This is a genomic window from Hymenobacter terrestris (assembly GCF_013377905.1).
In the GTDB taxonomy this organism is placed as follows: Bacteria; Bacteroidota; Bacteroidia; order Cytophagales; family Hymenobacteraceae; genus Hymenobacter; species Hymenobacter terrestris.
Map to the genome: position 1 here is coordinate 60,425 of NZ_JABKAV010000014.1, position 25,245 is coordinate 85,669.

Genomic DNA, 25,245 nt, shown 5'->3' on the forward strand with positions numbered 1-25,245 from the left:
GGTTTTCTCGCAGAGGTTCGCGGAGGAATGCGCGGAGGGATAAAAAGCAGCCAGGCAAAAACAGGTGGCGGCTTGATGCCGGAAAGCTATCAGTCTGTCCCTGCTTTTATCCTTACTTGTCAACCACCCGGGCCGGCACACCTACGGCGGTGCAGTCGGCGGATAGGTTGCGGATGGCTACGGCTCCGGCTCCAAGTACGGTGCGGGCCCCAATTCGGACTTGCTGCAGCACAGTAGCGTTAGTGCCCAGGTATACACCCGTTTCGAGGTGGGCCCCGCCGCCCACATTGGCGTGGGGCATCAGGGAGCAGAAATCGTCCAGCACGGCATCGTGGCCCACGGTGCAGCCCAGGTTCAGCAGCACATGGCGACCCAGGCGAATATCGGTGGTGAGGATGCAGCCCTGGGTGATAATGCAGCCGGCCCCAATCTGCAGGTGCTGGAACGATTCGGCGCTGACGCCCGGGTGGATGAGGGAAGGAAAATGGAGCTGCGGGGAGGTGAGGCGGGCCACTACGGCCGCGCGGGTGGCGCTGCTGCCAACGGCCACAGCTACGGCCAACGGCTCAGGCGTGGCGTTCAGGTCGGTGGCCGTGCCGAGGTAGCGCAGGCCATGGATGAGGTCGGTGGCGGGCAGCTGGTCGTCGTAGAAACCTGCCAGTTCCCAAGTGGGGGCCACCGCATTGAGCTGGCGCAGCAGCACCAGCACCTCGCGGCCCAGTCCGCCGGCCCCAAAAATGGCCAGCCGGCGCGGTACTTCGGGTTGGGTTGGGGCGGTAGTGGCCGCAGCAGCGGGGTTGCTGGAAATATGCACAGTCAGGAATTAAAGTCGGAAGGAGAAGCCGGTGTGCCGGTGAAGGCCTTGGCCGTCGCCTGGCCGGGGGCGGCAACATCCCGTGCCCCTAGTACGCGGGCCACGGTACGCCCCAAAATGCGCAAATCCAGCCAGAAAGAAAGATTATCGACGTACCAAACATCGAAAGCGAACTTCTGTTCCCAGCTGATAGCATTGCGGCCGTTTACCTGGGCCCAACCCGTAATGCCGGGCCGCACGGCGTGGCGGCGGGTCTGCTCGGGCGAGTAGAGCGGCAGATACTGCACCAGCAGCGGCCGCGGACCTACCAAACTCAGCTCACCGCGCAGCACGTTCCAGAGCTGGGGCAGCTCGTCGAGCGAAGTGGCCCGCACCCAGCGGCCCAGCGGCGGCAGGCGCTCGGCATCGGGCAGTGGCTGGCCTGCCGCGTCGCGTCGGTCGGGCATGGTCTGGAGCTTGTAGAAAGTGAACACTTGGCCCCCGCGGCCCGGTCGGGGCTGTCGGAACAGCCAGGGCCCGCCGTTCTGAACGGCCAGCGCCAGGGCCACCGGCAACAACAGTGGTGTGGCCAGCAGCAGCGCCGGGGCGGCCAGCGCCACATCGAGCAGGCGCTTGCCGTGGCGGGCATACCAAGAAGAAGCGGGGGAAGGCATTTTGATTGAGCTGCAGGCTTCAGGCCGCAAGCTACAAGCTTGGGTTTACTTGTGGGGTAAGCCACGCAGTTCAGACGGTGGGCGGAGGTTCATACATAAACTTGCAGCTTGTAGCTTGCGGCTTGAAGCTGTAACAAATTATGCTCGTTTTTCCCAACGCCAAGCTCAACCTGGGCCTCTATATTACCAGCCTGCGGCCCGATGGTTTCCGCAACCTCGAATCGGTGTTTGTCCCGCTGCCCTGGTGCGACGCCTTCGAGGTGCTGCCCGCGCCCGCCGGGGCCGAAACCAGCCTCAGCTTCAGCGGCCTGCCCATTCCGGGCGAGCCTGAAACCAATTTGTGTCGGCGGGCCTACGAGTTGCTGGCTGCCGATTTTAAGCTGCCGCCGGTGCAGCTGCACCTGCATAAAGATGTGCCCATCGGGGCGGGTCTTGGGGGCGGATCGTCCGATGCCGCTTTTGCTCTAAAGGCCATTAACAGCCAGTTCAAGCTGGAGCTGACGCCCGAGAAGCTCGAAAGCTACGCCCGTCGCCTAGGCTCCGACTGCGCCTTTTTCATCCGTAACGAGCCGGTTTTTGCCCGCTCGCGGGGTGATATGTTCGATGATTTCGCCCTCGACCTGCGCGGCACGCCGGCATTAGTAGTGTACCCCAACCTGCACATCAGCACGGCCGAAGCCTACGCCCGCGTGGTACCCCGGACCCCACACCACGAGTTGCGTCAGAGCCTGCAGGCCCCCATGTTCACCTGGCGTGAAACCGTCAGCAACGACTTCGAAGAGGCTTTGACGCCGGTTTATCCGGTGCTGGCCGAAGTGAAGGCACAGCTCTATGCCGCCGGGGCAACTTACGCCAGCCTCTCGGGTTCGGGCTCGGCCGTGTACGGGCTGTTTCCCAAGCTTGCGGAAGCGCCGCAGCTGGACTGGCCAGCTGGCTACACAGTCTGGAGCGGGAAGTTGTAAGGGCCCATTGTAGCCCTACGTGAGTACCGGGTTGCGTTTGAGTAGCCGGCGCTTGTCCCAACGGTCGAGTAGCGGGTGGATTAGCACGCTGATGAGGATGATGACGGTGCCCGCATAGAAGCCAGGCGAGAGTTTCTCTTCCTCGAAACCGGCCACGCCCCAAGAGTACAGAATAACGGCCATCACGATGCCGTACACGGGTTCCAGGTTGATGGTGAGGTTGACCACGAAGGCCGAAATGCGCTTCATCAGCTCGACTGAGGCCGAGAAGGCGTACACCGTACACACGCCGGCCAGTAGTGCCAGCCACAGCCAGTCGTAGCCGTGGAGAGCCAGCTGCAGGCCTTTGCCGCCGCTGAAATACTCGCTGTAGAGCGGCAGAAACAGCGCAATGCTCAGGCAGGCGCCCACCATCTCATACAGCGTAAGCTTCAGCGGCGGGTGCTGCTTCACCAGCTTGGAGTTGATGACGCTGAACAGCGCCGACAGCCCGGCCGATATAATGGCCACGCCCAGCCCCAGCAACTGCCCCAGCTCGGCCTGCGACACAATGTAGAGGCCTACCATTGTGAGCAAGCCCAGGGCCACCTCGTAGCCGCGCACCTTCCGCCACAGCACCAGCGGCTCCAGCAGCGAAGTCCAGAGGGCCAGCGTGGCCATGCCGGCCAGGCTCACGCTCACCGAGGAGAGCCGGGCCGAAAGGAAGAACGTAATCCAGTGGGCGGCCACCAGAGCCCCCACGCCCAGCAGCCGCGCCGCGTCGGCGGCCGGCATGCGCCAGGGGCGGCGCCGAATTAGCAGCAGCGCCAGCAGCCCCACGCTCGCCAGCCCCGTGCGCAAGAATACCAGCTCGACCGGCGGCACCGTAATCAGCTTGCCCAAAATAGCCGTGAAGCCCCACAGCAACACAATAAAATGCAGGCGTAGATAGTCTTTCATGGAGGGTTTTTGGGGGCTTGGCTACTGGATAACGTTCTTTTTGATCCGTGTTCTACAACGCCTCATCACTGGGGTATTACCCGGTACAAGACGGCCCCGATGGTGGTGAACACGATGCTCGGTACCCAGGCGGCCAACAGGGGCGAGAGGGTGCCAACGGCGGCCAGGTTGCGGCTCAGAATCACGAAGATGATGAACACAAACGCCAGCACGAAGCCCAGCGCAATCTGCCCGCCCACGCCGGCCCGGCTTTTGCGGGCACTCATAATCACCCCGATTACCGTGAGGATAAACATGGCGTAGGGGTAGGCGAACCGCTCGTATTTCTCGCTCAGGTACACCTGCGTATCGTCGGCGCCGCGGGATATCTTGGTGTTGATGTAGCGGTTGAGTTCGGGGAGCGTGAGGGTTTCGGCCAGCCGGTAAGTGCTGGCGAAATCCTTCGGGAACAGGTTGAGCGTGGTGTCGCGGGCGGCCAGGGTTTTGAGGCTTTCCTTTTCGCCGCTGAAGGTGCGGAGCAGTTGGGGCGTCAGGTGCCAGGCCTGCTTGGTCGAATCCCAGGTGATGGCCTCGGCCGTGAGCCGGCGCTTAAGCAGCTGCCCGTCGATGGTTTCGAGCGCGAACTTGTAGCCCACATTGTTCACGTTGTCGTAGCTCTCCATGAACGCATAGTCCTGGGGGCCAATTTTAAAGTGCACATTGCGCCCGCTGAACCGATAGGGATTCTTGATATACTTCTTCTCGAACTCGACCCGCGTTTTGTTGGCAATCGGAATCAGCCAGCCCGTCATGGCCAGCGTGAGGGCCCCCAGAATGGCACTGCCCATAATATAGGGCAGCAGAAACCGGTTGAAGCTGATGCCCGAAGCCAGCATGGCCACCACCTCGGTGCGTGAGGCCAGCTGAGCCGTTACAAACACCACCGCAATAAACACCGTGATAGGGGAGAGCAGGTTGGCGAAGTACGGAAACAGGTTCAGGTAGTACTCCGTCAGAATCTGCCACGCCCCCAGGTCGTGTTGCAGGAAGTCATCGTTTTTCTCCGTGAAGTCAATCACGCAGATAACCGACACGAGCAGCACCACCGTGAAGAAAAACGCGGTGAGAAACTTCGTGATGATGTATTTATCGAGAATCTTCATGGAAATCAACGGTCATGCTGAGCGAAGCGGAGCGGAGTCGAAGCGGAGTCGAAGCATCTCTCCCGCAATGGTAATCCTGACGATAGGTTGGTTTGGCAACAAAGCAGTAGAGATGCTTCGACTCCGCTCTGCTTCGCTCAGCACGACCCGTTTTTTTGCACTCGTCCTTTTTACAGCCGCGTCATCAGCTTCTTCACCATCACCTCTTTCCACTCCCTGAACGTGCCGGCCAAAATTTGCAGCCGGGCCTGCTTCACGAGCCAGAGGTAGAAGGTGAGGTTGTGGATGGAAGCAATCTGGGGTCCGAGCATTTCCTTGCTGTGGAAGAGGTGACGCACGTAGCTGCGCGAGTAAAACGTGCTCACGTAGCCGCCCAGCTCCGCGTCAATCGGCTCAAAATCCTCGGCCCACTTGCGGGCGGCCAGGTTCATGATGCCCTGGGTGGTGTACACGAGGCCGTTGCGGGCGTTGCGGGTGGGCATTACGCAGTCGAACATATCTACGCCCAACGCAATATTTTCGAGGATATTGGCCGGCGTGCCCACCCCCATCAGGTAGCGGGGCTTGTCTTTGGGCAGAATGTCGCAGACCAGCTCGGTCATCTCGTACATCATGTCGGCCGGCTCGCCCACGCTCAGGCCGCCGATGGCGTTGCCCTCGCGGCCCTGCTCGGCCACAAACTCGGCCGATTTAATGCGCAAATCCTTGAACGTGGAGCCCTGCACAATCGGGAACAGCGTTTGGGAGTAACCGTAGTGTCCCTCGGTACTGTCGAAACGCTGGATGCAGCGCTTAAGCCAGCGGTGGGTCATGTCGAGCGAGCGGGCCGCGTAGTCGTACTCGCAGGGCCAGGGCGTACATTCGTCGAAGGCCATCATAATATCGGCCCCGATGGTGCGCTGAATGTCCATCACGCCCTCGGGCGTAAACAGGTGCTGGCTGCCATCCACGTGCGAGCGGAACTTGACGCCCTCCTCCTTGATTTTGCGCGTGTTGCTGAGCGAATATACCTGGTAGCCGCCCGAATCGGTGAGAATGGGCCGGTCCCAGCCGTTGAACTTGTGCAGCCCGCCGGCCTGCCGGATGATGTCGAGGCCGGGCCGCAGGTACAAATGGTAGGTGTTGCCGAGAATAATCTGGGCGTTGATATCATCCTTCAGGTCGCGCTGTTGCACGGCTTTCACGGTGCCAGCCGTGCCCACGGGCATAAATATGGGCGTTTCGATGGAGCCGTGGTCGGTGTGCACTACGCCGGCGCGGGCCTTGGAGTGCGGATCAGTCGTGAGAAGGTCGAAGGTCATTAGTACGGAGAAGCTGCCAGCTGCAAGCCACAAGTAAAGGGCTGCAAGGTGGCGGCCTGCAGCTGGCAGCTTGTGGCTTGTAGCTCTATAAGCCACAAAGGTACATTGAATGCCTACTTTTGCGGCTTCGAAACTTTTATGTCGTTCTCCTACTCTCCGGCCGTTTGGCTGCTGCTGGCGGCCGTGCTGGTGCAGCTCTACTTCGCGTTCTACTACTTCCGGGCCTTTGCCCTGCGTCGGCCCAACCCGGAAACGCCCGCCCCCGACGACCAGCCCGTTTCGGTAATCGTGTGCGCCCATGACGAACACCCCAACCTGGAGCGCCTGCTGCCGTTGCTGCTAACTCAGGACTACCCCGCTGAGCTACTCGAAATCATCCTCATCGACGACCGTTCAACCGACGGCTCCGGCGCGCTGGCCGCGCAGTTTCCGGGCGTGCGCCTCGTTACCGTTCGCAGCACGCCGGCCGGCCTGGCACCCAAAAAATACGCCCTCACGCTGGGCATCAAAACCGCCCGCCACGAGCGGCTACTCTTCACCGATGCCGACTGTATTCCGGCCACCAACCAGTGGATCAGGTACATGCAGCGCGGCTTCGCCGATGGGACCGGGCTAGTGCTCGGTTACTCGGCCTACGCGCCCGAACCGGGATTCTTAAATAAGTTGATCCGGTTTGAAACCTTGCTCACGGGGGCGCAGTATCTGTCATTCGCCTGGCGCGGCCGGCCCTACATGGGCGTGGGCCGCAACCTGGGCTATACCCGGTCCGTGTTCCACTCCACCAAAGGCTTCGCCTCGCACATCCGCACGCTTAGTGGCGATGATGATTTGCTGGTGCAGGATGCAGTGGCCGCCGGGGCGCGGGCGGCCGTAGTGGACCAGCCGGGGGCTCACACGCTCAGCGAAGCCGCCGCCACCTGGGGCACCTGGTGGCGGCAGAAACGCCGGCATCTGTCGGCCGGCAAGCAGTACCGACTGGCCGATAGCGTGCGGCTCGGAACATTCATTGGCGCGAATCTCTTGTACTACTTCTTGGCCGTCGGCCTACTATTTTCTCCCGCCAATTGGGTACCTTTGGCTACTGTGTGCTTGCTCAGAACCGTGCTCCTGGGAGCCGTTTATCAGCAGCTCAACCGTCGACTCGAAGGGCAGCTACCGGCTGCCGCGCTGCCGCTGCTCGATGCCATATATTTCGTAACTTATCTAGCTCTGGGAATCTCCCTATTCCTTAACCGCTCGCTCCGATGGAAGTAAACCAGGAAAAACAGTTCTCCGCCAAAGCCAAGCATGACTTCAAGCTGATTCGGGCCGCCGTTGAAAACAACGACGAGAAGGCCTACGCCGAGCTGATGCAGATTTATAAAAAGCCGGTGTACCACGTGGTGCTGAAAATGGTACGCAACACCGACGACGCCGACGACCTCACCATCGAGGCCTTCGCCAAAGCGTTCAAGAACCTGCACAAATTCAACCCCGAATTTGCCTTCAGCACCTGGCTGTTCCGCATCGCCACCAACAACTGCATCGATTTTATCCGCAAGAATAAAATCAAAACGATGTCGATTGACTCGGCCATCAAGATTGATAACGGCGACGAAATTACCATCGACTTCCGCGACCAGAACCTGAACCCGCAGGAGACGACCATCAAAAACCAGAAAATCGAAATCATGCAGCACGTGGTGTCGCGGCTGCCCGATAAGTACCAGCGCCTCGTAACGCTCCGCTACTTCGACGAGTTGAGCTATGAGGAAATTGCCACCGAGCTGAAAGCGCCCCTCGGTACCGTAAAAGCCCAGCTGCACCGCGCCCGCGAGTTGCTCTACGACATGGTGAAAGGCAAAAAGGAAATCATTTAAGGGAGGACCTGAACACCCTCAGAACGTCATTCAGAGCGAAGCGAAGAATCTCGCGTGCTAGGTATTGCAATGGTATTGCTACTACTGCATCAACCGCACGCGAGATTCTTCGCTTCGCTCTGAATGACGTTTTATTTCACCCCTGCTTTATTCTTTCCCGATGAACCTGCTCGACCACTACTTCCCCCACCTCACCGACCAGCAGCGCCGGCAGTTTGTCCAGCTCGAAACCGAGTTTCGCAACTGGAATGAGCGCCTCAACCTAGTAGCCCGCTCCGATGTCGACAACCTCACTGAGCGGCACATCCTGCACTCGCTCGGCATTGCCCGGGTGGTGGAGTTTGCGCCCGGCTCGTCGGTGCTCGATGTGGGTACCGGCGGGGGCCTGCCGGGCCTGCCGCTGGCCATCCTGTTTCCCGAGGTGAAGTTTCATCTGGTCGACAGCATCGGCAAGAAGATAAAAGCCGTGCAGGACATGGCCGAAACCCTGCACCTGACCAACGTAACGGCCGAGCAAATCCGCGCCGAGCAGCTCTCCGCCAAGTACGACTACATTGTGAGCCGTGCCGTGGCCCGCCTAGCCACCTTCCACACCTGGATTGCCCATCGTTACAAACCCCGCGCCGAAGCCGCCCCGAACAGCGGCCTCTACTACCTCAAAGGCGGTGACCTAACCGAAGAAATTGCTGAGTCCGGCCTCCAGGCCCAAGTGATGGACTTGAGTGACTTCTTCGCCGAGGAATTCTTCGAGACGAAGAAAGTAGTGGTGGTGCCGGTGTAGAGCGCGCTTGTTTACATGGTTATCTACAGATAAAGGCGGCGCTGTACATCCGTTTCCACTGCCTATACTCTTGGCTGCCTGCAACCAGGTTTTTTCGCTCACTCCACGTCAGCGGTAAGCGACCTTTTTAATTAATCTACTAGATATTGATTTTGCCTGTCTGTTATGCGCAATAAACTCAAGCCACTTATTGCAGTTTTGTACCTGTTGCTCCTGACCACCGCCTTTCAGTGTGGGGAAGATATTGAGGTGAAGCCTACCTACACATTCAAGGAGTTGGTTGATTTGTATCCCGAGCAAAAGAGCTACCGAATCGGGGATACGATTTGGCTGGAGTATCAAAATCCCAGCAAAATAATGGTCGACCAACTAACCAATAAGCCCATCATTGTCGATACGGTGTCGATTGGCTTTCCACTCAGCTACAACAGCCGCCATAATGCCCCCGTTAGCCCGGCCGGCGGATTCTGTGATTTCGTGACATCCAAAGGGGCTCTTATCGCCGGCTTCACGAGTCACTTCAACACGATGGCTACGCTGGGGCTGGGGTGCGATGCTTCCCGCAGCTACAGCTTTAAAGTGGGTATTGTGCCTAAAATAAAAGGCGTGTATAGCCTCGATTTACCCGGCCCGCTTCAAGTAAAGGCCTGTTTACATCAGCAGAAAGGGTTTTCGCTCTCGTCAATCGATTTTCGTTTCGCGGTGGCAGATGGCAACAAGGCTGTGTACCTGGAAATTCCGGCTGCTCAGCGAGGAGAATCCGTGAAAGGACACACGGAGGGGCTGATAGATAACAAGCAGGTATTTATAATAGAGGTCAAGTAAAGGGCTTTAGAGCTGTACCTGGCCATTGTTGAAGCGCAAAGAGCAGCCGGAGCAGCACTACCCCGGCGCCTCGCTCGTGAGGAACGCTACGGCGCGGCGCTCCGAGTAGTACGCGCCATCAGGCGCACCTTCACCGAAGCCCACGTGGCCACCGTCGGTGGGCGTTTCGAGGAAGACATAGGGGCTCGCGGCGGCTACTTCGGTGGGGAAGCAAGAGGGCGGTAGAAACGGGTCGTTTTGAGCATTGACCAGCAGCGTGGGCACCCGGATTCCGCTGAGGTAGCGGCCGGAGCTGGCGTGGGCGTAGTAGTCCTCGGCCGAAGCAAAGCCATGCATGGGCGCGGTGAACCGGTCGTCGAACTCCGGAAAATTCTGGAGCAGCTCTAGGTCCGTGAGGTCCACCTGGCCGGGAAGCAGGGCGGCTTTCTGGCGCATCTTCTCGCGCAGCGTTTTCATAAAGCGCTTCTGGTAGATGCGGTTTTCGAGGCGGGCAATGTGGTGGGAGCTGGCCCGCAGGTCGGTGGGCACCGAAAACACGGCCGCCCGTGCTACCTCGGTAGGCACGCGGGCGGGGTTCTCGCCCAGATACTTGAGCGTGACGTTACCGCCGGCCGAGAAGCCTGTGAGCAGCACCCGGCGGTAGCGGGCCGTGCCCAGGGCGTGGCGCACCACAAAGTCGAGGTCGTCGGTGTCGCCGAGGTGGTAGGAGCGGAGCAGGCGGTTCATCTCGCCGCCGCAACTGCGGTAATTCCAGGCCAGCGCATCCATGCCTGCCTGGTTGAGGGCCCGCACCATGCCCCGCACGTAGGGCCGCCCCGCATCGCCCTCCAGCCCATGCGACACAATGGCCAGCGTGGTGCTTAGCGGCCCGTCCGCCGGCTGTCGCGACCAATCGAGATCCAGAAAATCGCCGTCCTCGGTTTCTACCCGCTCGCGCTCATACTGCACATCGGGCACCGTGCGCCACAGGCTGGGCACAATGGTTTGCAGGTGGCCGTTGAACAGGTAAAATGGCGGCTGGTACTTGGATTCGGCAACGAGGGGCATGGCAGGTATGGCGGCGAAAAGCGGTCAGAAAAGCCGGGCGGGATGGGCAGAGCAGAGGGGCAAAGCAGTTCGGACAGACAAGTTACATAAGATAATGGTATGCATGCATACTGTTTGAGGATGGGTGCAGATAAGTGTAAGGACCGTCATTCTGAGCTTACCCAGGAATCTTTACTGCTTCGTTGTGGCAGTAACCCAGCGAAGCAGTACAGCGCGGCAGTTGTGGAGGGCGAAGTAGGGGCAGGCTTATCCCCGCCCGCCGTCAGAACGATTTCGTTGACTGACTGTTTGCTGGTCCCGCAAGGCATGTGCTAGTGGCGGGGGGGGGGAAAAACCCCCCCCCCCCCCGTTGGGCGGCCCGGGGGGGGGGGGGGGATCCGGGGGGGGGGGGGGGGGGGGCGCGGGGGGGGGGGGGGGGGGGGGGGGGGGGGGATGGGGGGGGGGGGGGGGGGATGTCCCTTGGGGGTGGGGGTGGGTGTTTTGTGGGCACCCTTCCAGTCCGCGCGGTCGGGACCGGAGCGGGGGGGGGGGCGCCCTCCCCCCCCCCCGCCGTTGAACGGGAGCCGCCCGGTTCGTTGGATATATATCGTTTCGGCGGCAGATGAGGACAAGCCCCGCCCCTACGTCGTTCTGCGCAGCTGGAGCTACCTTACTGCGGCTTGCCACCCAAACCCTTCCTGCCCGTGACCAAATTCTACGCATTGCTGCTGAGCCTGCTGCTGCTGCTGCTGCTCATGTCACACGGCCTGAAGGCCCAGACGCTGGCTGAAAAAACCAAAGGCTTGCAGAAATTCGAGGGATTTTTTCCTTTTTATTGGGACGAGAAAACGGGCCGGATTCTGCTCGAAATTGACAAGCTCGATCAGGAAATTCTCTACGTCAGCAGCCTGCCCCACGGCGTGGGCTCCAACGATTTGGGCCTGGATAGGGGGCAGATTGGCCAGACGCGCATCGTGAAATTCGTGCGCAGCGGCCCCAAAATTCTGCTGCTCCAGCCCAACTACGATTTCCGGGCCGTGAGCTCTAACCCCGACGAGCGCAAATCGGTGGAGGAGGCCTTTGCCCGGTCGGTCATCTGGGGCTTCAAGGCCGAAGCCCGGGAGGGCAACCGGGTGCTGGTCGACCTCACGCCGTTTCTGCTGCGCGATTCCCACCAGCTCGGCGACAAGCTGGAAGAGATGAAGCAGGGCAGCTATAAGGCCGACGAAAGCCGCTCGGCCTTGTTTCTGCCCAACACCAAGGGCTTCCCGCAGAACTCTGAGTTTGAGGCGATGGTCACACTGGTCGGCAAGGCCAAGGGCCGCGAAATCAGCTCCGTGACGCCCGACCCCAGCGCCCTCACGGTGCATCTGCATCACTCCTTCATTCAGCTGCCAGATTCCAACTACCAGCCCCGTGCCTTCGACCCCCGCGCTGGCTTCTACGCCAACGAATTCGCCGACTACGCCACCCCTATCAATCAGCCCCTGATGCAGCGCCAGCTGGTGCGCCACCGCCTGCGCAAGCAAAACCCCGCGGCGGCCGTGAGCGAGGCCGTGGAGCCGCTGGTGTACTACCTCGACCGGGGCGCGCCCGAGCCTGTGCGCTCGGCCCTGCTGGAAGGGGCCGCGTGGTGGAACCAGGCCTTCGAGGCCGCTGGCTACCGCAATGCCTTCCAGGTAAAGCTGCTGCCCGAAGATGCCGACGCTATGGACATCCGCTACAACGTTATTCAGTGGGTGCACCGCTCCACCCGGGGCTGGTCGTACGGGGCGAGCATCGTGGACCCGCGTACCGGCGAAATCATCAAGGGGCAGGTGTCGCTGGGCTCGTTGCGGGTGCGCCAAGATTACCTGATTGCCGAGGGCCTGCTGCAACCTTACGGGGACGACGGGCAGCCCACCAACCCGGCCATGCTGCAGATGGCGGTGGCCCGCCTGCGCCAGCTGGCCGCCCACGAGGTGGGCCACACGCTGGGCCTCTACCATAACTACGCCGCCAGCCCCCAGGAGCGGGCTTCGGTAATGGATTACCCCATGCCCCGCATCCTGCTGCGCCCCGACGGCAGCATCGATTTAAGCCAGGCCTACGCCGCCGGCATTGGCAGCTGGGACAAGCGCGCCATCCTGTATGGCTACCAGGATTTCGGCTCGGCGGCCGCCGAAACAGCGGCCCTGCCCGCCATTATGCGCCAAACCTTGGCCGAGGGCTTCGCCTTTATGGCCGATGCTGACGCCCGCGCCGCCGGCGGGGCTCACCCCGCCGCCCACCTCTGGGACGACGGGGCCAACGCCGCCGACGAGCTGAACCGCCTCATGGACATGCGCGGGCAGCTGCTGGCCCGCTTCTCCGAAAAGGCCCTGGCCCCCGGCCAGCCCATGGCGCTGCTGGAAGAAGTGCTGGTGCCCATCTATCTGCTCCAGCGCTACCAGGTGGAGGCGGCGGCCAAGCAGGTCGGCGGCCTGTATTACACCTACGCCCTCAAAGGCGACGGCCAGACCATCACGAAGCTGGTGCCGCCCGCCGAGCAATGGAAAGCCGTGGAGGCGCTGCTGCGCACGATTTCACCCCGCGAGCTGGCACTGCCCGAGGAGTTGCTGGCCAAGATTCCGCCCCGGCCCGTGAACTACGGCCGCTCCCGCGAAACCTTCCCGACCCGTACCGGCCTCACCTTCGATGCGCTGGGCGCGGCCGAATCGGCGGCGGTTACCACCCTGGAGTTTCTGTTGAACCCCCAGCGGGCGGCCCGCCTGGAGGATTACCACGCCCGCCACCCCACGCAGCCCGGCCTGAGTGCTGTACTCGACAAGCTGCTGGCCGCCACCTGGCGCGCCAGCCCCGAAACCGGCTCGGCGGGCAAGCTGCAGCAACTCGTGCAGCTACTCACGCTCCGGCAGCTGCTTACGCTGGCCGCCACCCCCACGGCCCCCATGGGCGTGCGGGCCATGGCCACTTTGAAAGTGGAAGAACTGAAAAGTCAGCTCGAAAAGAGCCAGAAATCAACCAAAAACGAAAGCCAGCGCGCCACCGCCCTGCTGGCCCTGCGCACCATAGCCCAGTTCGAAGAAACCCCTGGCAAGTTCGAGCCCACGCCCGCCCTAACTATGCCCGACGGTGCCCCCATCGGCTCCGACGACTGCGGGGTTTGGTAGCGTGGCTGGCTGAAAAAACGGTATACCTTTCTAGGAATACGGTTTCGATTCGTCGGCCTGACAACCTCGACTAGCGCTAGGGTACGTAAACTGGCACCGAAAACGTAAAGCACGCTCCCTGCCCCTGGGTGCTGCTGACGGTCAGCTCGCCGCCGTGCAACTCCACAATCTTGCGGGCAATAGCCAGCCCCAGCCCCGACCCACCCCGTGACTTGCGGCGCACCTGGTCGGAATGGTAGAACCGATCGAAGAGGCGGGGTAGGTCGGGAGCGGCAATGCCTGGGCCAGTATCGCGCACCTGCAACGCGAGGCGGCCAGCGGTGGGGGTTACCTGCACGCTCACTGCGCCGCCGGCGGGCGTGTAGCGTAGGGCGTTGTCAAGCAGGTTTTGCAACACCCGTTCGAGTAAGCCCACGTCGGCGTAGGCGAAGGGCAGGGCGGCGGGGGTGGGGTCAACCCGCAAGGTAACGGCCTGGGTTTGGGCACTGGGTTTGAGCTGCTGCACCACGTCGTGGACCAGCTCGGGGAGCGAAAAGGGCTCGGGCTGGGGCACCGTCTGGTGGGCTTCGAGCTTCGAGAGTTCAAAGAGCTCGGATATCAAACGCTTAAGGCTGTGGGTGTTTTTGAGGATGGTTTCCAGGTACTGCTGCTGCTCGGCGGGGGCTAGCAGGTGCTGGCGGAGCAAGATGGTTTCAGTGTAGCCCTCGATGCTGGCCAGCGGGGTGCGCAAGTCGTGGGAGATGTTGGCTACCAGCTCCCGGCGCAGGGCATCGGTAGTGCGCAGCTCGTCGAGGGCCTGCTCGGTGCGGACCGACATGGCGTTGAAGGCCGTGGCCAGCTCGCTGAGTTCGTCATTGGCCCCAATGCCGCGGGCACGGGCCGAGTAGTCGCCGGCTTGTAGGCGGCGCACCACCGCCACCAGCCGCTGCACGTCGCGGGTGAGAAGCGAAATCAGTAGTAGCCCCACCACCAGCACGCCCGCACCGGCCACCAGTAGCGTGCGCAGCAGCACGCCCAGCAAATGGTTCTGGCGCAGCGCAGCTGGTTCGGAAGAAGCAGCAGCTGGCCCGTCGAGGGTGATGTAGAGGTAGCAGTGCAACGCCCCACCGGCATTGTGCAGCGGGGCCACCGAAAAGGGACGGGGCCGGGCGGGATGGCGGGGGTCGGTGCCGTAGAGGGGCAGGGGCTGGCGGCCGGCCAGCAGGTTTTGCACTGGAGCCATAGCCACGGTGCGGGTCTGGATTTCGTTGGGCTGGGCGGAGGCGGCCAGCAGGTGCCCGTCGAGCCCAATGAGGTAGAGCTTGATGTTGGGGTTGATGACCATGGCCGCATGGAAGGTTTCGGCAATGGCGGCGGGCGGAATTTCGTTGGTGGCCGAGTCGATCCTGAGTACGTTGGCTATCGAGGCAGCCAAATCCAGGTTGCGGCGCTGCATATTTTCGGCCAGGTAGTCATCGGCATTGCGCGAGATTAGCAGCAGATACACTCCGCTCACAGCCACCAGCAGGACTACGAACAGCAGCGAGAGGCGCAGCTGCAGGCTCCGGGGGCGGGGCCAGCTTAGCATACAGGCGCGTCGTCGGTTAGCTTGTAGCCCACGCCCCACACGGTCAGCACGTAGGTGGGTTGGGCGGGGTCGGGCTCAATTTTGAGTCGCAGGCGGTTGATGTGCGAGTTCACCGTGTGCTCGTAGCCTGAGTAGGAGTAGCCCCACACCTGATCCAGCAACTCGGTGCGCGAGTACGTGCGGCCGGGGTGGCGCATGAACTGGGCCAACAGGGCGAATTCCTTGGCCGTTAGCTCCACTGGCCGGCCAGCCACGCTCACGCGGTGCAACTCAGTATCGAGCTCCAGCGCCCCGCAACGGAAGCGAATGGGCACGGCGGCCCCGGCAAACCCGGGCTCCTTGTCGGGGGCCGAGCGGCGCAGGCGGGCTTTCACCCGGGCCAGCAGTTCGCGCACACTGAACGGCTTGGTTAGGTAGTCGTCGGCCCCCAAATCCAGGGCCAGCACCTTGTCGATTTCCTCGGCCTTGCTGGTGAGCATCAGAATGGGTGTGCTTACGCGCTGCTCCCGAATGCGGCGGCATACCTCAATGCCACTCAAGCCGGGCAGCATAATATCGAGAATAATCACGTCAAAATCCCCCTCGGTGGCTTGCCGTAGCCCCTCCAACCCGTTAGTGGCCACCGTTGCACCACAGTCGATGTCGCGCAGATTCACGGCCACCAGCGCGGCAATGTCGGCGTCATCCTCCACAATCAGGGCGTGTTTGGTGGGCATTTTAAATCGAATTGTTGGTCAAAGAAACGTCATTCAGAGCGAAGCGAAGAATCTCGCGTGCGTACACTGGGTTACTGCTACAACCTCAGCACGCGAGATTCTTCGCTTCGCTCGAAATGACGTTTCTTGAGCTAGCAGCTGTTCAAAGCCTACTTCCATTCCCAGGCCACGCCCACCGTGAACTGGCTGCCGGCATACACATTGCGCAGCTTGCCGAAGCCGGTGGCCCAGTCGGCCGTAAGCCAGAGGTGGTCGGTGGCGGCGTAATTGGCCCCCAACGCGGCCGTGGAGTAGGCCACGCCCTCACCAATACCGATGCTGGCCAGCCGACCAGGACGTGGCGTGCGTACGTTGGCCAGCGTCCGGACCGTGCCCGTCAGCCAGACTTTGCGCAGCAGTAAATAACCTACTTGGGCACTGTAGCTATACTGATTGGTGAAGCCTTTGGTGCGGGCGTTAAAGCCCACGTCTACGGTGCCGTAAAGCTGCTCGAAGAAGCTGTGCGACAGGGCGGCGTGGGTCCAGACGTTGAACTCGCCGTCGCCGGTGGGTAGGGCAATGGCTATTTGCGAGTTGCTGGTGTTGGTGCCGCGGGCATCAGGGTTGCCGGTGGGCAGTTCGGCAGTTACGCTGATGGCCAGCGGCCAGGCTCCACGCAATACCCCGTAGCGCAGCCCCAGCTGCGCATCGCCGATGCCTTGCGTGGCCGTGGAGGCGCTGAACCTGGCCCGCCGGTAAGCCGGAAAATTCAGCACGGCTTCCAGGTGGTGGCCCAGTCCCACCTCAGCATAGAGGCTGGCCACCTGCTGGGTGAAACGATTGGTGGTAATCTCCTGGCCCGCGAGCGTGTAGTATTTGTTTGTATTGACGCTGGTGAGGCCGATTTTGGCGTAGGCCCCACCGGCGGGCCGAATCCAGCCACCACCAGCGTGAGCGGTGCCGCCCGTACCCAGCAACCCGCCCGCCAGCAGCAGCCCCACGCCGGTCCTGACAGCCGCCCGCACTATTTCAGCGGGGCCGCCCCGAAGTTAATGGCGGCAGTTTCGCAGTAGAACACCACGGTGGAAAACGACTCCAGCCCGCCCCGGTCGATGAGGAAAACCTGCCGGCCGTTCTTATTCACCAAGGCCACCACCTTCACATTGGTAGCATCGGCCCGGCGCTGGGCTCCGATGTTGGTGGCGTCTTTGGCTAAGTAAATGGTAACGGTGCCCGTGTGAAAGTCCGATACAAAATTATCGGCCAGCTGCACGAATTCGCGGTTGTCGGCGTCGCGTACGATGGTGAGCATGCCGGTGGTAGGCGTGCCGCTTTGGGGCGCAATGGTGCCGGTTTTAAGTGTGGTAAGGTTGCCGTTGGGCGTAACCGTGCCGGTGGTGGGCGTCTGCGGAGCTGGGTCGTCGTCGTTGCTGCTGGAGCAAGACGACAACAGGCCCGGCGTACTTAGCAGGGCCACCAGCAGAAGGGGAAACAGTAGCTTTTTCATGCGTTGGAGGAAATGGATGAACAATGTGTTAAAGTTCGTCCCTACATCTCACGAAAGTATCACGGATAAGCTATATGTCTGTGCTCTTTGCTTTTGGAAAATCCCTGGGCCAAGCCGCTAACGCCCTTCCTTAGAGAGGAGGGGCGCTAACCCTATTTGCTGGTTTGCAAATTGATTTAGCTACTTACTACTCGAAGAAGTCGGTGGGGTCAGCTTGGGCCAGATACTTGCTCAGAGCCCCCAAATCGGCAAACACGGGCTGCACCAGCGCCAGCAGCCGCGCCGTGGCGGTCGGCCCGTCGGTATAGGCCCGAAAAATCTCGCCCGCTCCGGCCAATTCCACATGGTCGAGTAGCTCGGGGTCGTGTTCCTCCAGCATGGTTTCGATGTGCTCGGCCCAGCTGGCCCCGCCGCCGCCAAACCCATACCGCTCGAACACCACGTAGTAATCGTCCATGTCCGAGAGGTCGACCAGCAGGCGCTGCTGCCGCTCGGGCGTCATCAGTTCCGGCGAAACTTGGGTGAGGATAAACGGGTGGGTGTCGGAAGGCGTCGTGGGCATAGGTCCGCAAGGTACGGCGGGATGGTTGGCTATCTGTTAGGCCGCGGCGCAGGTTTTAAGGGCCAGAAACCATAGGGCCTTTTTGCCGCAGTTGAAGCCGGCGTAAAGAAAAATAGTTATGTCGTAAATATACGTCATGTTAAGTCGTATATTTACGACATAGTTACTCGATTTCCTTTATGACTTACGCCAAAACCGCCGCCTTTACCGCCGACCAGCAGCAGCTGGCCCGTGTGGCCAAAGCCCTGGCCCATCCGGCGCGGGTGGCCATTATTCAGCTGCTAGCCAGAGAGCACACCTGCATCTCGGGCGACATTTCGGCCGAGCTGCCCCTCTCACGCACCACCGTTTTCCAACACCTACAGGAGCTCAAAGCCCTGGACCTGATTCGCGGCGAAATCGACGGGCTCACGGTCTGCTACTGCCTCAATACTGAGCTACTCCTTCAGGTGCAGCAGCAATTCACCGCCTTCTTCTCGGCCGCCACCACCGGCGCAGCCTGCGGCCCTGACGATGGTTGCGCATGTTAAGCATTGAGCTGGTAGCCGTTAGTCTTCTTGTTTAATAACAGGTAGTTGTCTTAAATAACGCTGTAACAGATACTCGACTTTTCAACCCCCTTAACCATGAATATTTCTGAAATGAAACAGGCCCTAACAGGGCTCAATACCGTAAATTTCCGCCTGCCTACCGGCGAATACCTGCCCCCGCACTTCCACGTCACGGAAGTAGGCCTTGTCAGCAAGCACTTCATTGATTGCGGCGGGGTGGAGCGCCGCGAAACGGTGGCCAACTTTCAGCTCTGGGAAGCCGGCGACTACGACCACCGGCTGGCTCCTCAAAAATTCCTGCACATCCTCAACCTGTCGGACAAGATTCTGGGCAGCGAGGATTTAGCCATCGAGGTAGAATACCAGCAGGCTACAATTGGTAAGTTTGGCTTGACCTTCGACGGCACCGATTTCGTGCTGACCCCGAAGCAGACAGCTTGCCTGGCGCAGGACGCCTGCGGCATTCCCGATGCCCAGCAATTTGCCCTGCCACAGCTGCAGATGGCCTGCACGCCTGGCGGCGGGTGCTGCTAGGGCTCAAGCAAACGGCGCTGCCCTTCCCGGGTGGCGTCGTGTTGCTACCCGCCCTGACTTCTCTTCACGTGCTTATGACCATTGCCTTTTTCTTCGACGTGCACGGCAACCTGCTGGCGCTGGAAGCCGTGCTGGCCGGCGCCAACGGTGTGCGCTCGGAGCTGGTACGGGTAGCATATGACGTGGAGCGAGCAGCGCAAGCGGTGGCGGTGTCGCCGCTGCCCAACGAGTACGCGTTCATGCTCTGCAAAGCCTACTAACCGATTGCCTCATGGTACTACAATCTTTAATCGCCACGCACTGGCCCGAGGTGCGAGCCATTTACGAGCAAGGCATTGCCACGGGCCATGCCACCTTTCAAACCGAAGCGCCAACGTGGGAGGAATGGGACCGGAGCCACTTGCCCCACAGCCGCCTGGTGGCCGTGGACGCGGGCTACGGGAACAAGGGACAGGTGCTGGGCTGGTCGGCCCTGTCACCGGTGTCGAGTCGGTGCGTGTATGGGGGCGTAGCAGAGGTGAACGTATACGTGGCCGGCGCGGCCCGCGGCCGCGGCCTGGGCCGGCAGCTGCTGGCCGCCCTCGTGGCCGATTCCGAAGCCCACGGCATCTGGACGCTGCAAGCCGGCATCTTCCCCGAAAACACCACCAGTGTGAGCATCCACGCCGGCGAAGGCTTCCGCGAGGTGGGCCGGCGCGAACGGATTGGCCAGCTCCACGGCGTGTGGCGCGACACCCTGCTGCTGGAGCGGCGCAGCCCCGTGGTGGGCGTGCCAGTGGCGCCTCCTGCTTCCAAACCCGAACCCGCTGCAACCCATGTCAACGCTTAATACTACGGCCCCGCCCGCGGTACCGGCACCCGCGGTTCTCGCCGAAAAAAAGCTTTCGGGCCTCGACCGGGGCCTCACGCTCTGGATATTTCTTGCCATGCTGCTGGGAGTGGGCCTGGGCTACTTTGTGCCCGGTTTCAACGATGCGGTAAACTACTTTTCGGTGGGCACCGTGAACGTGCCGTTGGCCATTGGGCTGGTGCTGATGATGTACCCGCCGCTGGCTAAAGTGAAGTACGAGCAGTTGCCCACGGTTTTTCGCAATACGCGCATTATCGGGCTCTCGCTGGTGCTGAACTGGGTGGTGGGGCCGGTGCTCATGTTCGGGCTGGCCATCTGGTTGCTGCCCGACAAGCCCGAGTACATGATGGGCCTGATTCTCATCGGTATTGCCCGCTGCATTGCCATGGTGCTGGTCTGGAACGATTTGGCCGACGGCAGTCGCGAGTATGCCGCCGGGCTGGTGGCGCTCAACTCCATCTTCCAGGTGCTGTTTTATGCGGTGCTGGCCTGGTTGTTTATCACGGTGCTGCCGCCGTATTTCGGGCTGCAGGGCTACGCCGTGAACATCGGCATCTGGGACATTGCCCAGAGTGTGCTGGTGTACCTGGGTATTCCGTTTGCGACCGGATTCCTCTCGCGTCTGGTGCTGCGCCGGCTCAAGGGCGATGCCTGGTACGAGCAGGTCTACATCCCGGCCATCAGTCCGATTACGCTGGTGGCGCTGCTGCTCACCATTGTGGTCATGTTCAGCCTAAAGGGTGAAACCATTGTGCAGGTGCCGCTGGACGTGCTGCGCATTGCGTTGCCGCTGGCGCTGTATTTCGGCATCATGTTCGTGCTCAGCTTCGCAGCCGGTAAATGGCTGGGGGCCGATTATGCCGAGAATGCCAGCATTGCCTTCACGGCCACCGGCAACAACTTCGAATTGGCCATTGCCGTGGCCATTGGGGTGTTCGGTCTGAACTCGGGCCAGGCTTTTGCCGGCGTCATCGGCCCGCTGATTGAGGTGCCGGCCCTGATTGCGCTGGTCAACGTGGCCTTCTGGTTTCGCCGCCGCTGGTACGGCGGCAAAACGGTGACAGCATAAGCTATTACCCTTTAAATCTTACGCAGAATGCCTGTGGCGCGAAGCTCCAGGTTTGCGCTACAAATTCTCATTTCCCGCTTCTTACCACTGCTTATGGAAAGCAAGAAAAACGTGCTGGTGCTTTGTACCGGCAACTCCTGCCGGAGCCAGCTGCTGCACGGCTACCTCGAACAAGTGTTGGGCGAGCGGGCCGCCGTGTATAGCGCCGGCGTGGAAGTGCACGGCCTCAACCCCCGCGCCGTACGCGTGATGGCCGAGGATGGCCTGGACATCAGCCACCACACCAGCAACCACGTGGACGAGTATGCGGCCGTCCCCTTCGATTACGTGCTGACTGTGTGCGACCATGCCCAGGAAGTATGCCCGGTGTTCCCCTCCACCGCCCAGAAACGCCACCACAACTTCCCCGACCCCGCCAAAGCCACGGGCACCGAAGAAGAAATCAGCCAGCAGTTTCGCCAGGTGCGCGACCAGGTAAAAGCCTATGCCCACAATCTCGCGCGGACCGAATTCCCAACTGCCTAACGCCTGTGGCTACCGTTTCTGATGAGTTTACCACCGATGTGCTTGTTATCGGGGCCGGTCAGAGTGGGCTGGCGGTGGGCTACTATTTGCGGCGGGCAGGCCTGAATTTCGTGCTGCTCGACGACCAGCCGGCCCCCGGCGGAGCCTGGCCCCACGGCTGGGATTCGCTCCGGCTGTTCTCGCCGGCCGATGCCAGCTCCCTGCCCGGCTGGCTCATGCCCCGCCCACCCGCAGCCGACAGCGGCTTCCCCACCCGCGACGCGGTAATCGACTACCTCAAGCAGTACGAGCAGCGCTACGAATTACCAGTGCGCCGGCCCGTGCGCGTAGCCGCCGTGCGCCGGTCGTCGGGCAGCGTGGGCGGTTTCATGGTGGAAACCGATGCCGGCACCTGGCAGGCGCGGGCCGTGGTGTGCGCCACCGGCAGCTGGCGCAACCCCTTCGTGCCGGTCTACCCCGGCCAAGCCGATTTTAGCGGTGTGCAACTGCACTCGGCCCAGTACCAGCAGGCGGCGCCGTTTGCCGGGCAGCGGGTGCTGGTGGTGGGCGGCGGCAATTCCGGGGCCCAGGTGCTGGCCGAAGTTTCCCAAGTGGCCCATACTACCTGGGTCACCGAAAAAGAACCCCGCTTCCTGCCCGACGATGTGGATGGCCGGGTCCTCTTCACCCAGGCCACCCAGCGCTACCATGCCCTAAGCGGCGCCGCGGCGGCTCCACCGCCCACACTCGGCGACATCGTGATGGTGCCACCCGTGCAGGATGCCCGCGGCCGGGGCGTGCTGGGCAGCGTGCGGCCGTTCGTGCGGTTCACGCCTACGGGCGTCGTGTGGGCCGATGGGCGCGAGGAATCCGTGGACGCGGTTATCTGGTGCACCGGCTTCCGGCCCGCGCTGTCGTTTCTGGCTGGCCTGGGCATACTACAGCCCGATGGCCGGGTGGCGACTGAGGTTGCCCGCGCAACCGCCGCACCCGGCCTGTGGTTGGTGGGCTACGGCACCTGGACGGGTTTTGCCTCAGCCACAATCATCGGCGTAGGCCGCTCGGCCCGCGCTACCACCGACGAAATCAAGGCGTTCCTAGCCCTCAACCAAGCGCCAACCGAATAGGTCAGCCGGTGCCTTTGGGCCGGATTCTAGAATCTAATCCATTGAGAAATTACTAGGCGGTCATGCTGAGCTTGACGAAGCAGCTCAGCATGACCGCCTAGCTCAGGGCTACCTAAATAGCTTCACCCTTAAAATTCAACGATAAACCCGATGGTGGGCAGCACGGTGGCGGCGTTGTTATCGAGTAGTACGGGAATGCCGTTGCTGCCGTCGGGGCGCAGGGGCTGGCCGTCGGTGGAGACAAACTCGGTGTTGTCGGGGGTGCGCTGGAAGGCGTAGCTGGGGGTGGCGGGCGACTTTAGGGCCAGCGCATTCTGGATGTCGACGTAGAAATCGAAGGTGAAGCGGCGCAGGTTGATTTTCTTGTCGAGCCGGAAGTCGAGCTGCTGGAAGGTGCCCAGGCGCTGGGTGTTCAGGCGGTTGTAGTCGAGCACACCGTTGCCCACGGTGAGGTAATTGGCCCGGGAGGCGGCGTTGTCGAAGGGCGTGTAGGGCGCGCCGCCGGCCAGGCGGTACTTCAGGCCCAGCTCCCAGCCTCGGCCGAATTTGCGACCCAGCAGCGCCGAGGCCAGGTGGCGGGTATCCCAAGCCGAGGGCTTGTAGCGACCATCGGTGCCGGTAAACTCGCTGTTGAACAGCGTGTAGGAAGCCACCGCGTAGAGGTTGCGGGTGAGTTGCTGCTGAAAGAACAGCTCGCCCCCGAAGGCCCGGCCCTGGCCGGTGCTCGTCACGGCCTCGTTGCCCAGGGCAATAAAGTCGCCACCCAGGTTGGCCAGCGAAATGCCGTCGCGCACGTTCACCGGGTAGTGGTCGTACTGCTTCCAGAAGCCTTCGAGCGTGAGGCGGCGGCTGGCGCTGGGCAGGAACTCTAGGCCCGCCACGTAGTGCGTGCTGCCGATGTAGCGGTTGGATTTGTTCACCAGCTGGCCGGCGTTGTCGCGGAAGCCGAGTAGGGTGGAGGGCGGGATTTTGTAGTAGCGGCCCACACTGGCGCTGGCGTTCCAGCGCGGCGTGAGAGCGTAGGTGGCCGAGAGCCGGGGCGAAATCGTGCGCAGCAAATTGGCCCCACCGTCCGTAAAACTGTTGCCATCGGTGCGCAGGCCGGCTGAAAGAGTGAGCCGGTCGGCATCGAGGAAGGAGCGGGTAAGCTGGACAAATGCGCCGAAGCGGGCGAAGTCGAGGCTGGAGTTGAAATTGACCGTAACGGCCGGCTGCTGCTCGGTACCATCGGGGGCCAGTACGGCTTGGCGCAGGCGGTTGAAAAAGCGGTTGTCGTAGTGCACCAGTTGGCCCACGACTCCGTAGGCGTAGCGCCAGCGGCCGACGCTCCGGTTTACATCGAGTCGGAGCTTATTCTCGGTTTCGCCCGAGCGCGTGAGCAGCACCCGCTTGCTCTCATCGCCCTGGTTAACCGAACCGCCCTCAAAGAAATCAACCTGATTGCTGAGTTGGGTGCGGCTGAGCGCCAAATTGAGGTAGCCCCGCGGCAGCAGTTGGCGCAGGCTCAACCCCACGGTGTAGTTCCACTGGTCGATGGTGGGCGTGTTGCGGATGATGTAGGCCTTCTCGGGTGTGGTGGAGCGCGGCACGGCCACCTCGAAGTGGTCCAAAGCGCCCAAACCCAGAGCCGTGAGGGTAGTTTTGGGGCCGAGCTTGGAGGTAATTTTGAACTGCGAGTCCCAGTAATCGGGCCGGATGGGCAGGTCAATCAGCTTGAAGAGCACCTGCAGGTAGGAGCGGCGTACGGAGGCCAGGAATGTAGTGTTGGGGGCCAGCGGGCCCTCAAGGGTTCCCGCTACCTCGGTACCGCTCAGGCGAATGTTGCCCTGCACGCGGTCGGGGTTGCCCTCTCGCTGGCGGAACTGCAGCACGCTGCTCAGCACATTGTCGTAGCGGGCCTCGAAGGCCGAGGTGCTCAGCGTCACGTCCTCAATGAAGCTCACGTTGAGCATGCCGGCCGGTCCGCCAGCACTGCCCTGGGTCTGGAAGTGGTTGATAACCGGCACCTCGATGCCGTCGAGGTAGTACACGTTTTCGTTGGGCGCGCCGCCCCTTATGATAATATCGTTGCGGAAGCCGGCGGTGCCGCCCGTGCCACCGCCGCCCACGCCGGGCAGCACCTGCACCACCTTCGAAATATCGAAGTTGCCGCCCGGGTTGCTCTTGATTTCCTGGGCGCTCAGGCGCTGCACGCTCAGGGGCGTTTCGGCCGTAGCCACCCGTATGGCCCGGCTGGCCGTTACGGTTACCTCGCCGAGCTGTTGCTGGGCGGCCACCAGCTCCAGGCCCACAATGTTGGCGTTGCCGCTGGTAATAACGAGGTTGGCGCGCAGCAGCGGCTCATAGCCAATAAAGGAGGCCCGCACGTTGTAGCTGCCTGTCGGAATATCGGCCAGCCGGAAACGGCCCTGCTCATCGGCGGCCGTGCCCAGGCTGCTGCCTTCCAGCGTGATAGTCGCGCCCGGCACCGGCTGCTGGGTGGCCCGGTCGCGCACCGTGCCGCTCAGCACGCCCGTCTGCGCGAGGCTTAGCAGCGGCAGCAGCCACAGTAGCAGGAGATATAGAAGGCGCATAGGGTAGTGGAGGGGTGATGAAAAAGGGGCAGAACGGCCGTAGCGCGAAGCTCCAGCTTCGCGCATCGTTGAACATAACCGTCTAATATTCAGTAAAAAGGTACGAGGACGAATCTTCGCGTTACGGCCGTTCTACCTCAGCTCTACAATTAACCCAAGTTGCGAGAACGACGTAGGGGCGGGGCTTGTTCCCCCCCCCCGCCAAAAAGAGGGGTTACGGGGTTTTTTCCACCCTTTAACAGTACTTGTCAA

General features: G+C 61.7%; 25 protein-coding genes. 13 read left to right on the forward strand and 12 right to left on the reverse strand.

Going from position 1 to position 25,245, the window contains the following annotated elements:
• Positions 1-112: 112 nt before the first annotated feature.
• Both HW556_RS07290 and HW556_RS07295 read right to left on the reverse strand, forming a co-directional pair.
• A complete protein-coding gene (locus HW556_RS07290; protein WP_176899363.1) occupies positions 113-814 on the reverse strand; it encodes an acetyltransferase in 702 nt (233 codons plus the stop codon).
• 2 nt (positions 815-816) lie between these two features.
• On the reverse strand, positions 817-1,467 hold the full coding sequence (locus tag HW556_RS07295; protein ID WP_176899364.1) for a sugar transferase: 651 nt from the start codon (positions 1,465-1,467) through the stop codon (positions 817-819).
• 140 nt (positions 1,468-1,607) lie between these two features.
• Between HW556_RS07295 and ispE the strand changes: the two genes are divergently transcribed.
• Positions 1,608-2,429: a 4-(cytidine 5'-diphospho)-2-C-methyl-D-erythritol kinase gene (gene ispE, locus HW556_RS07300; RefSeq protein WP_176899365.1), complete on the forward strand. Its 822-nt coding sequence runs from the start codon at positions 1,608-1,610 to the stop codon at positions 2,427-2,429.
• 15 nt (positions 2,430-2,444) lie between these two features.
• Here ispE and HW556_RS07305 read toward each other — a convergent pair whose 3' ends face one another.
• The 3 genes from HW556_RS07305 to tgt all read right to left on the reverse strand — a co-directional run bounded on the left by HW556_RS07305 (position 2,445) and on the right by tgt (position 5,811).
• Positions 2,445-3,368 carry a DMT family transporter gene (locus tag HW556_RS07305; RefSeq protein ID WP_176899366.1) on the reverse strand — a complete coding sequence of 308 codons (924 nt, stop codon included), beginning with the start codon at positions 3,366-3,368 and terminating at the stop codon, positions 2,445-2,447.
• A gap of 65 nt (positions 3,369-3,433) precedes the next feature.
• Positions 3,434-4,510: an LptF/LptG family permease gene (locus HW556_RS07310; protein WP_176899367.1), complete on the reverse strand. Its 1,077-nt coding sequence runs from the start codon at positions 4,508-4,510 to the stop codon at positions 3,434-3,436.
• A 170-nt stretch (positions 4,511-4,680) separates the two neighbouring features.
• Positions 4,681-5,811, reverse strand: a complete 1,131-nt coding sequence (tgt, locus tag HW556_RS07315; protein ID WP_176899368.1) for a tRNA guanosine(34) transglycosylase Tgt — start codon at positions 5,809-5,811, stop codon at positions 4,681-4,683.
• A 138-nt stretch (positions 5,812-5,949) separates the two neighbouring features.
• Between tgt and HW556_RS07320 the strand changes: the two genes are divergently transcribed.
• The 4 genes from HW556_RS07320 to HW556_RS07335 all read left to right on the forward strand — a co-directional run bounded on the left by HW556_RS07320 (position 5,950) and on the right by HW556_RS07335 (position 9,276).
• A complete protein-coding gene (locus HW556_RS07320; RefSeq protein WP_176899369.1) occupies positions 5,950-7,065 on the forward strand; it encodes a glycosyltransferase in 1,116 nt (371 codons plus the stop codon).
• Complete coding sequence (locus HW556_RS07325) at positions 7,056-7,670, forward strand: RNA polymerase sigma factor (protein WP_092738715.1); 615 nt, start codon at positions 7,056-7,058, stop codon at positions 7,668-7,670. The genes HW556_RS07320 and HW556_RS07325 overlap by 10 nt, the downstream gene beginning before the upstream one ends.
• A gap of 160 nt (positions 7,671-7,830) precedes the next feature.
• Positions 7,831-8,451 (forward strand): 16S rRNA (guanine(527)-N(7))-methyltransferase RsmG, encoded by a 621-nt coding sequence (gene rsmG, locus HW556_RS07330; protein WP_176899370.1) that lies wholly within the window; start codon positions 7,831-7,833, stop codon positions 8,449-8,451.
• 165 nt (positions 8,452-8,616) lie between these two features.
• The gene (locus HW556_RS07335) at positions 8,617-9,276 is read left to right on the forward strand and encodes a hypothetical protein (RefSeq protein ID WP_176899371.1); all 660 of its coding nucleotides are present in this window, start codon (positions 8,617-8,619) and stop codon (positions 9,274-9,276) included.
• Between the two features lie 57 nt (positions 9,277-9,333).
• Here HW556_RS07335 and HW556_RS07340 read toward each other — a convergent pair whose 3' ends face one another.
• Positions 9,334-10,323: a YheT family hydrolase gene (locus HW556_RS07340; RefSeq protein WP_176899372.1), complete on the reverse strand. Its 990-nt coding sequence runs from the start codon at positions 10,321-10,323 to the stop codon at positions 9,334-9,336.
• A 683-nt stretch (positions 10,324-11,006) separates the two neighbouring features.
• Here HW556_RS07340 and HW556_RS07345 point away from each other — a divergent pair.
• Positions 11,007-13,454, forward strand: a complete 2,448-nt coding sequence (locus HW556_RS07345; RefSeq protein WP_317170487.1) for a zinc-dependent metalloprotease — start codon at positions 11,007-11,009, stop codon at positions 13,452-13,454.
• A gap of 76 nt (positions 13,455-13,530) precedes the next feature.
• Here HW556_RS07345 and HW556_RS07350 read toward each other — a convergent pair whose 3' ends face one another.
• The 5 genes from HW556_RS07350 to HW556_RS07370 form a co-directional block, all read right to left on the reverse strand.
• On the reverse strand, positions 13,531-15,021 hold the full coding sequence (locus HW556_RS07350) for a sensor histidine kinase (protein ID WP_176899373.1): 1,491 nt from the start codon (positions 15,019-15,021) through the stop codon (positions 13,531-13,533).
• Positions 15,015-15,737: a response regulator transcription factor gene (locus tag HW556_RS07355; RefSeq protein ID WP_176899374.1), complete on the reverse strand. Its 723-nt coding sequence runs from the start codon at positions 15,735-15,737 to the stop codon at positions 15,015-15,017. The genes HW556_RS07350 and HW556_RS07355 overlap by 7 nt, the downstream gene beginning before the upstream one ends.
• Positions 15,738-15,886: 149 nt before the next feature.
• The gene (locus tag HW556_RS07360) at positions 15,887-16,717 is read right to left on the reverse strand and encodes a hypothetical protein (RefSeq protein ID WP_176899375.1); all 831 of its coding nucleotides are present in this window, start codon (positions 16,715-16,717) and stop codon (positions 15,887-15,889) included.
• A 23-nt stretch (positions 16,718-16,740) separates the two neighbouring features.
• A complete protein-coding gene (locus tag HW556_RS07365; RefSeq protein WP_176899376.1) occupies positions 16,741-17,223 on the reverse strand; it encodes a DM13 domain-containing protein in 483 nt (160 codons plus the stop codon).
• Between the two features lie 187 nt (positions 17,224-17,410).
• A complete protein-coding gene (locus HW556_RS07370) occupies positions 17,411-17,785 on the reverse strand; it encodes an Imm51 family immunity protein (protein WP_176899377.1) in 375 nt (124 codons plus the stop codon).
• A gap of 179 nt (positions 17,786-17,964) precedes the next feature.
• Here HW556_RS07370 and HW556_RS07375 point away from each other — a divergent pair, with 179 nt between their 5' ends.
• From HW556_RS07375 to HW556_RS07405, 7 genes are all read left to right on the forward strand, one after another.
• Positions 17,965-18,315, forward strand: coding sequence for an ArsR/SmtB family transcription factor (locus HW556_RS07375; RefSeq protein WP_176899378.1), 351 nt, complete (start codon positions 17,965-17,967; stop codon positions 18,313-18,315).
• Between the two features lie 96 nt (positions 18,316-18,411).
• Positions 18,412-18,870: a DUF6428 family protein gene (locus HW556_RS07380; protein WP_176899379.1), complete on the forward strand. Its 459-nt coding sequence runs from the start codon at positions 18,412-18,414 to the stop codon at positions 18,868-18,870.
• A 74-nt stretch (positions 18,871-18,944) separates the two neighbouring features.
• The gene (locus HW556_RS07385) at positions 18,945-19,130 is read left to right on the forward strand and encodes a hypothetical protein (RefSeq protein ID WP_176899380.1); all 186 of its coding nucleotides are present in this window, start codon (positions 18,945-18,947) and stop codon (positions 19,128-19,130) included.
• 11 nt (positions 19,131-19,141) lie between these two features.
• Complete coding sequence (locus tag HW556_RS07390; RefSeq protein WP_176899381.1) at positions 19,142-19,699, forward strand: GNAT family N-acetyltransferase; 558 nt, start codon at positions 19,142-19,144, stop codon at positions 19,697-19,699.
• Complete coding sequence (arsB, locus tag HW556_RS07395) at positions 19,686-20,789, forward strand: ACR3 family arsenite efflux transporter (protein WP_176899382.1); 1,104 nt, start codon at positions 19,686-19,688, stop codon at positions 20,787-20,789. Before HW556_RS07390 ends, arsB begins: the two co-directional genes overlap by 14 nt.
• Positions 20,790-20,882: 93 nt before the next feature.
• Entirely contained in the window at positions 20,883-21,314 is a 432-nt protein-coding gene (locus tag HW556_RS07400; protein WP_176899383.1) for an arsenate reductase ArsC, read from the forward strand.
• Between the two features lie 5 nt (positions 21,315-21,319).
• A complete protein-coding gene (locus tag HW556_RS07405) occupies positions 21,320-22,420 on the forward strand; it encodes an ArsO family NAD(P)H-dependent flavin-containing monooxygenase (RefSeq protein WP_176899384.1) in 1,101 nt (366 codons plus the stop codon).
• A gap of 128 nt (positions 22,421-22,548) precedes the next feature.
• Here the strand turns inward: HW556_RS07405 and HW556_RS07410 are convergent, their stop codons facing one another.
• Positions 22,549-24,993, reverse strand: a complete 2,445-nt coding sequence (locus HW556_RS07410; RefSeq protein WP_176899385.1) for a TonB-dependent receptor — start codon at positions 24,991-24,993, stop codon at positions 22,549-22,551.
• Positions 24,994-25,245: the final 252 nt, after the last annotated feature.

What these genes read in the sequence shown, in the direction of transcription:
- HW556_RS07295 (WP_176899364.1), bottom strand. Translation starts at nt 1,467, where the DNA reads ATGCCTTCCCCCGCTTCTTCTTGGTATGCCCGCCACGGCAAGCGCCTG.
- ispE (WP_176899365.1), top strand. Translation starts at nt 1,608, where the DNA reads ATGCTCGTTTTTCCCAACGCCAAGCTCAACCTGGGCCTCTATATTACC.
- HW556_RS07305 (WP_176899366.1), bottom strand. Translation starts at nt 3,368, where the DNA reads ATGAAAGACTATCTACGCCTGCATTTTATTGTGTTGCTGTGGGGCTTC.
- HW556_RS07310 (WP_176899367.1), bottom strand. Translation starts at nt 4,510, where the DNA reads ATGAAGATTCTCGATAAATACATCATCACGAAGTTTCTCACCGCGTTT.
- tgt (WP_176899368.1), bottom strand. Translation starts at nt 5,811, where the DNA reads ATGACCTTCGACCTTCTCACGACTGATCCGCACTCCAAGGCCCGCGCC.
- HW556_RS07320 (WP_176899369.1), top strand. Translation starts at nt 5,950, where the DNA reads ATGTCGTTCTCCTACTCTCCGGCCGTTTGGCTGCTGCTGGCGGCCGTG.
- HW556_RS07325 (WP_092738715.1), top strand. Translation starts at nt 7,056, where the DNA reads ATGGAAGTAAACCAGGAAAAACAGTTCTCCGCCAAAGCCAAGCATGAC.
- rsmG (WP_176899370.1), top strand. Translation starts at nt 7,831, where the DNA reads ATGAACCTGCTCGACCACTACTTCCCCCACCTCACCGACCAGCAGCGC.
- HW556_RS07335 (WP_176899371.1), top strand. Translation starts at nt 8,617, where the DNA reads ATGCGCAATAAACTCAAGCCACTTATTGCAGTTTTGTACCTGTTGCTC.
- HW556_RS07340 (WP_176899372.1), bottom strand. Translation starts at nt 10,323, where the DNA reads ATGCCCCTCGTTGCCGAATCCAAGTACCAGCCGCCATTTTACCTGTTC.
- HW556_RS07350 (WP_176899373.1), bottom strand. Translation starts at nt 15,021, where the DNA reads ATGCTAAGCTGGCCCCGCCCCCGGAGCCTGCAGCTGCGCCTCTCGCTG.
- HW556_RS07355 (WP_176899374.1), bottom strand. Translation starts at nt 15,737, where the DNA reads ATGCCCACCAAACACGCCCTGATTGTGGAGGATGACGCCGACATTGCC.
- HW556_RS07365 (WP_176899376.1), bottom strand. Translation starts at nt 17,223, where the DNA reads ATGAAAAAGCTACTGTTTCCCCTTCTGCTGGTGGCCCTGCTAAGTACG.
- HW556_RS07370 (WP_176899377.1), bottom strand. Translation starts at nt 17,785, where the DNA reads ATGCCCACGACGCCTTCCGACACCCACCCGTTTATCCTCACCCAAGTT.
- HW556_RS07375 (WP_176899378.1), top strand. Translation starts at nt 17,965, where the DNA reads ATGACTTACGCCAAAACCGCCGCCTTTACCGCCGACCAGCAGCAGCTG.
- HW556_RS07380 (WP_176899379.1), top strand. Translation starts at nt 18,412, where the DNA reads ATGAATATTTCTGAAATGAAACAGGCCCTAACAGGGCTCAATACCGTA.
- HW556_RS07385 (WP_176899380.1), top strand. Translation starts at nt 18,945, where the DNA reads ATGACCATTGCCTTTTTCTTCGACGTGCACGGCAACCTGCTGGCGCTG.
- HW556_RS07390 (WP_176899381.1), top strand. Translation starts at nt 19,142, where the DNA reads ATGGTACTACAATCTTTAATCGCCACGCACTGGCCCGAGGTGCGAGCC.
- arsB (WP_176899382.1), top strand. Translation starts at nt 19,686, where the DNA reads ATGTCAACGCTTAATACTACGGCCCCGCCCGCGGTACCGGCACCCGCG.
- HW556_RS07400 (WP_176899383.1), top strand. Translation starts at nt 20,883, where the DNA reads ATGGAAAGCAAGAAAAACGTGCTGGTGCTTTGTACCGGCAACTCCTGC.
- HW556_RS07410 (WP_176899385.1), bottom strand. Translation starts at nt 24,993, where the DNA reads ATGCGCCTTCTATATCTCCTGCTACTGTGGCTGCTGCCGCTGCTAAGC.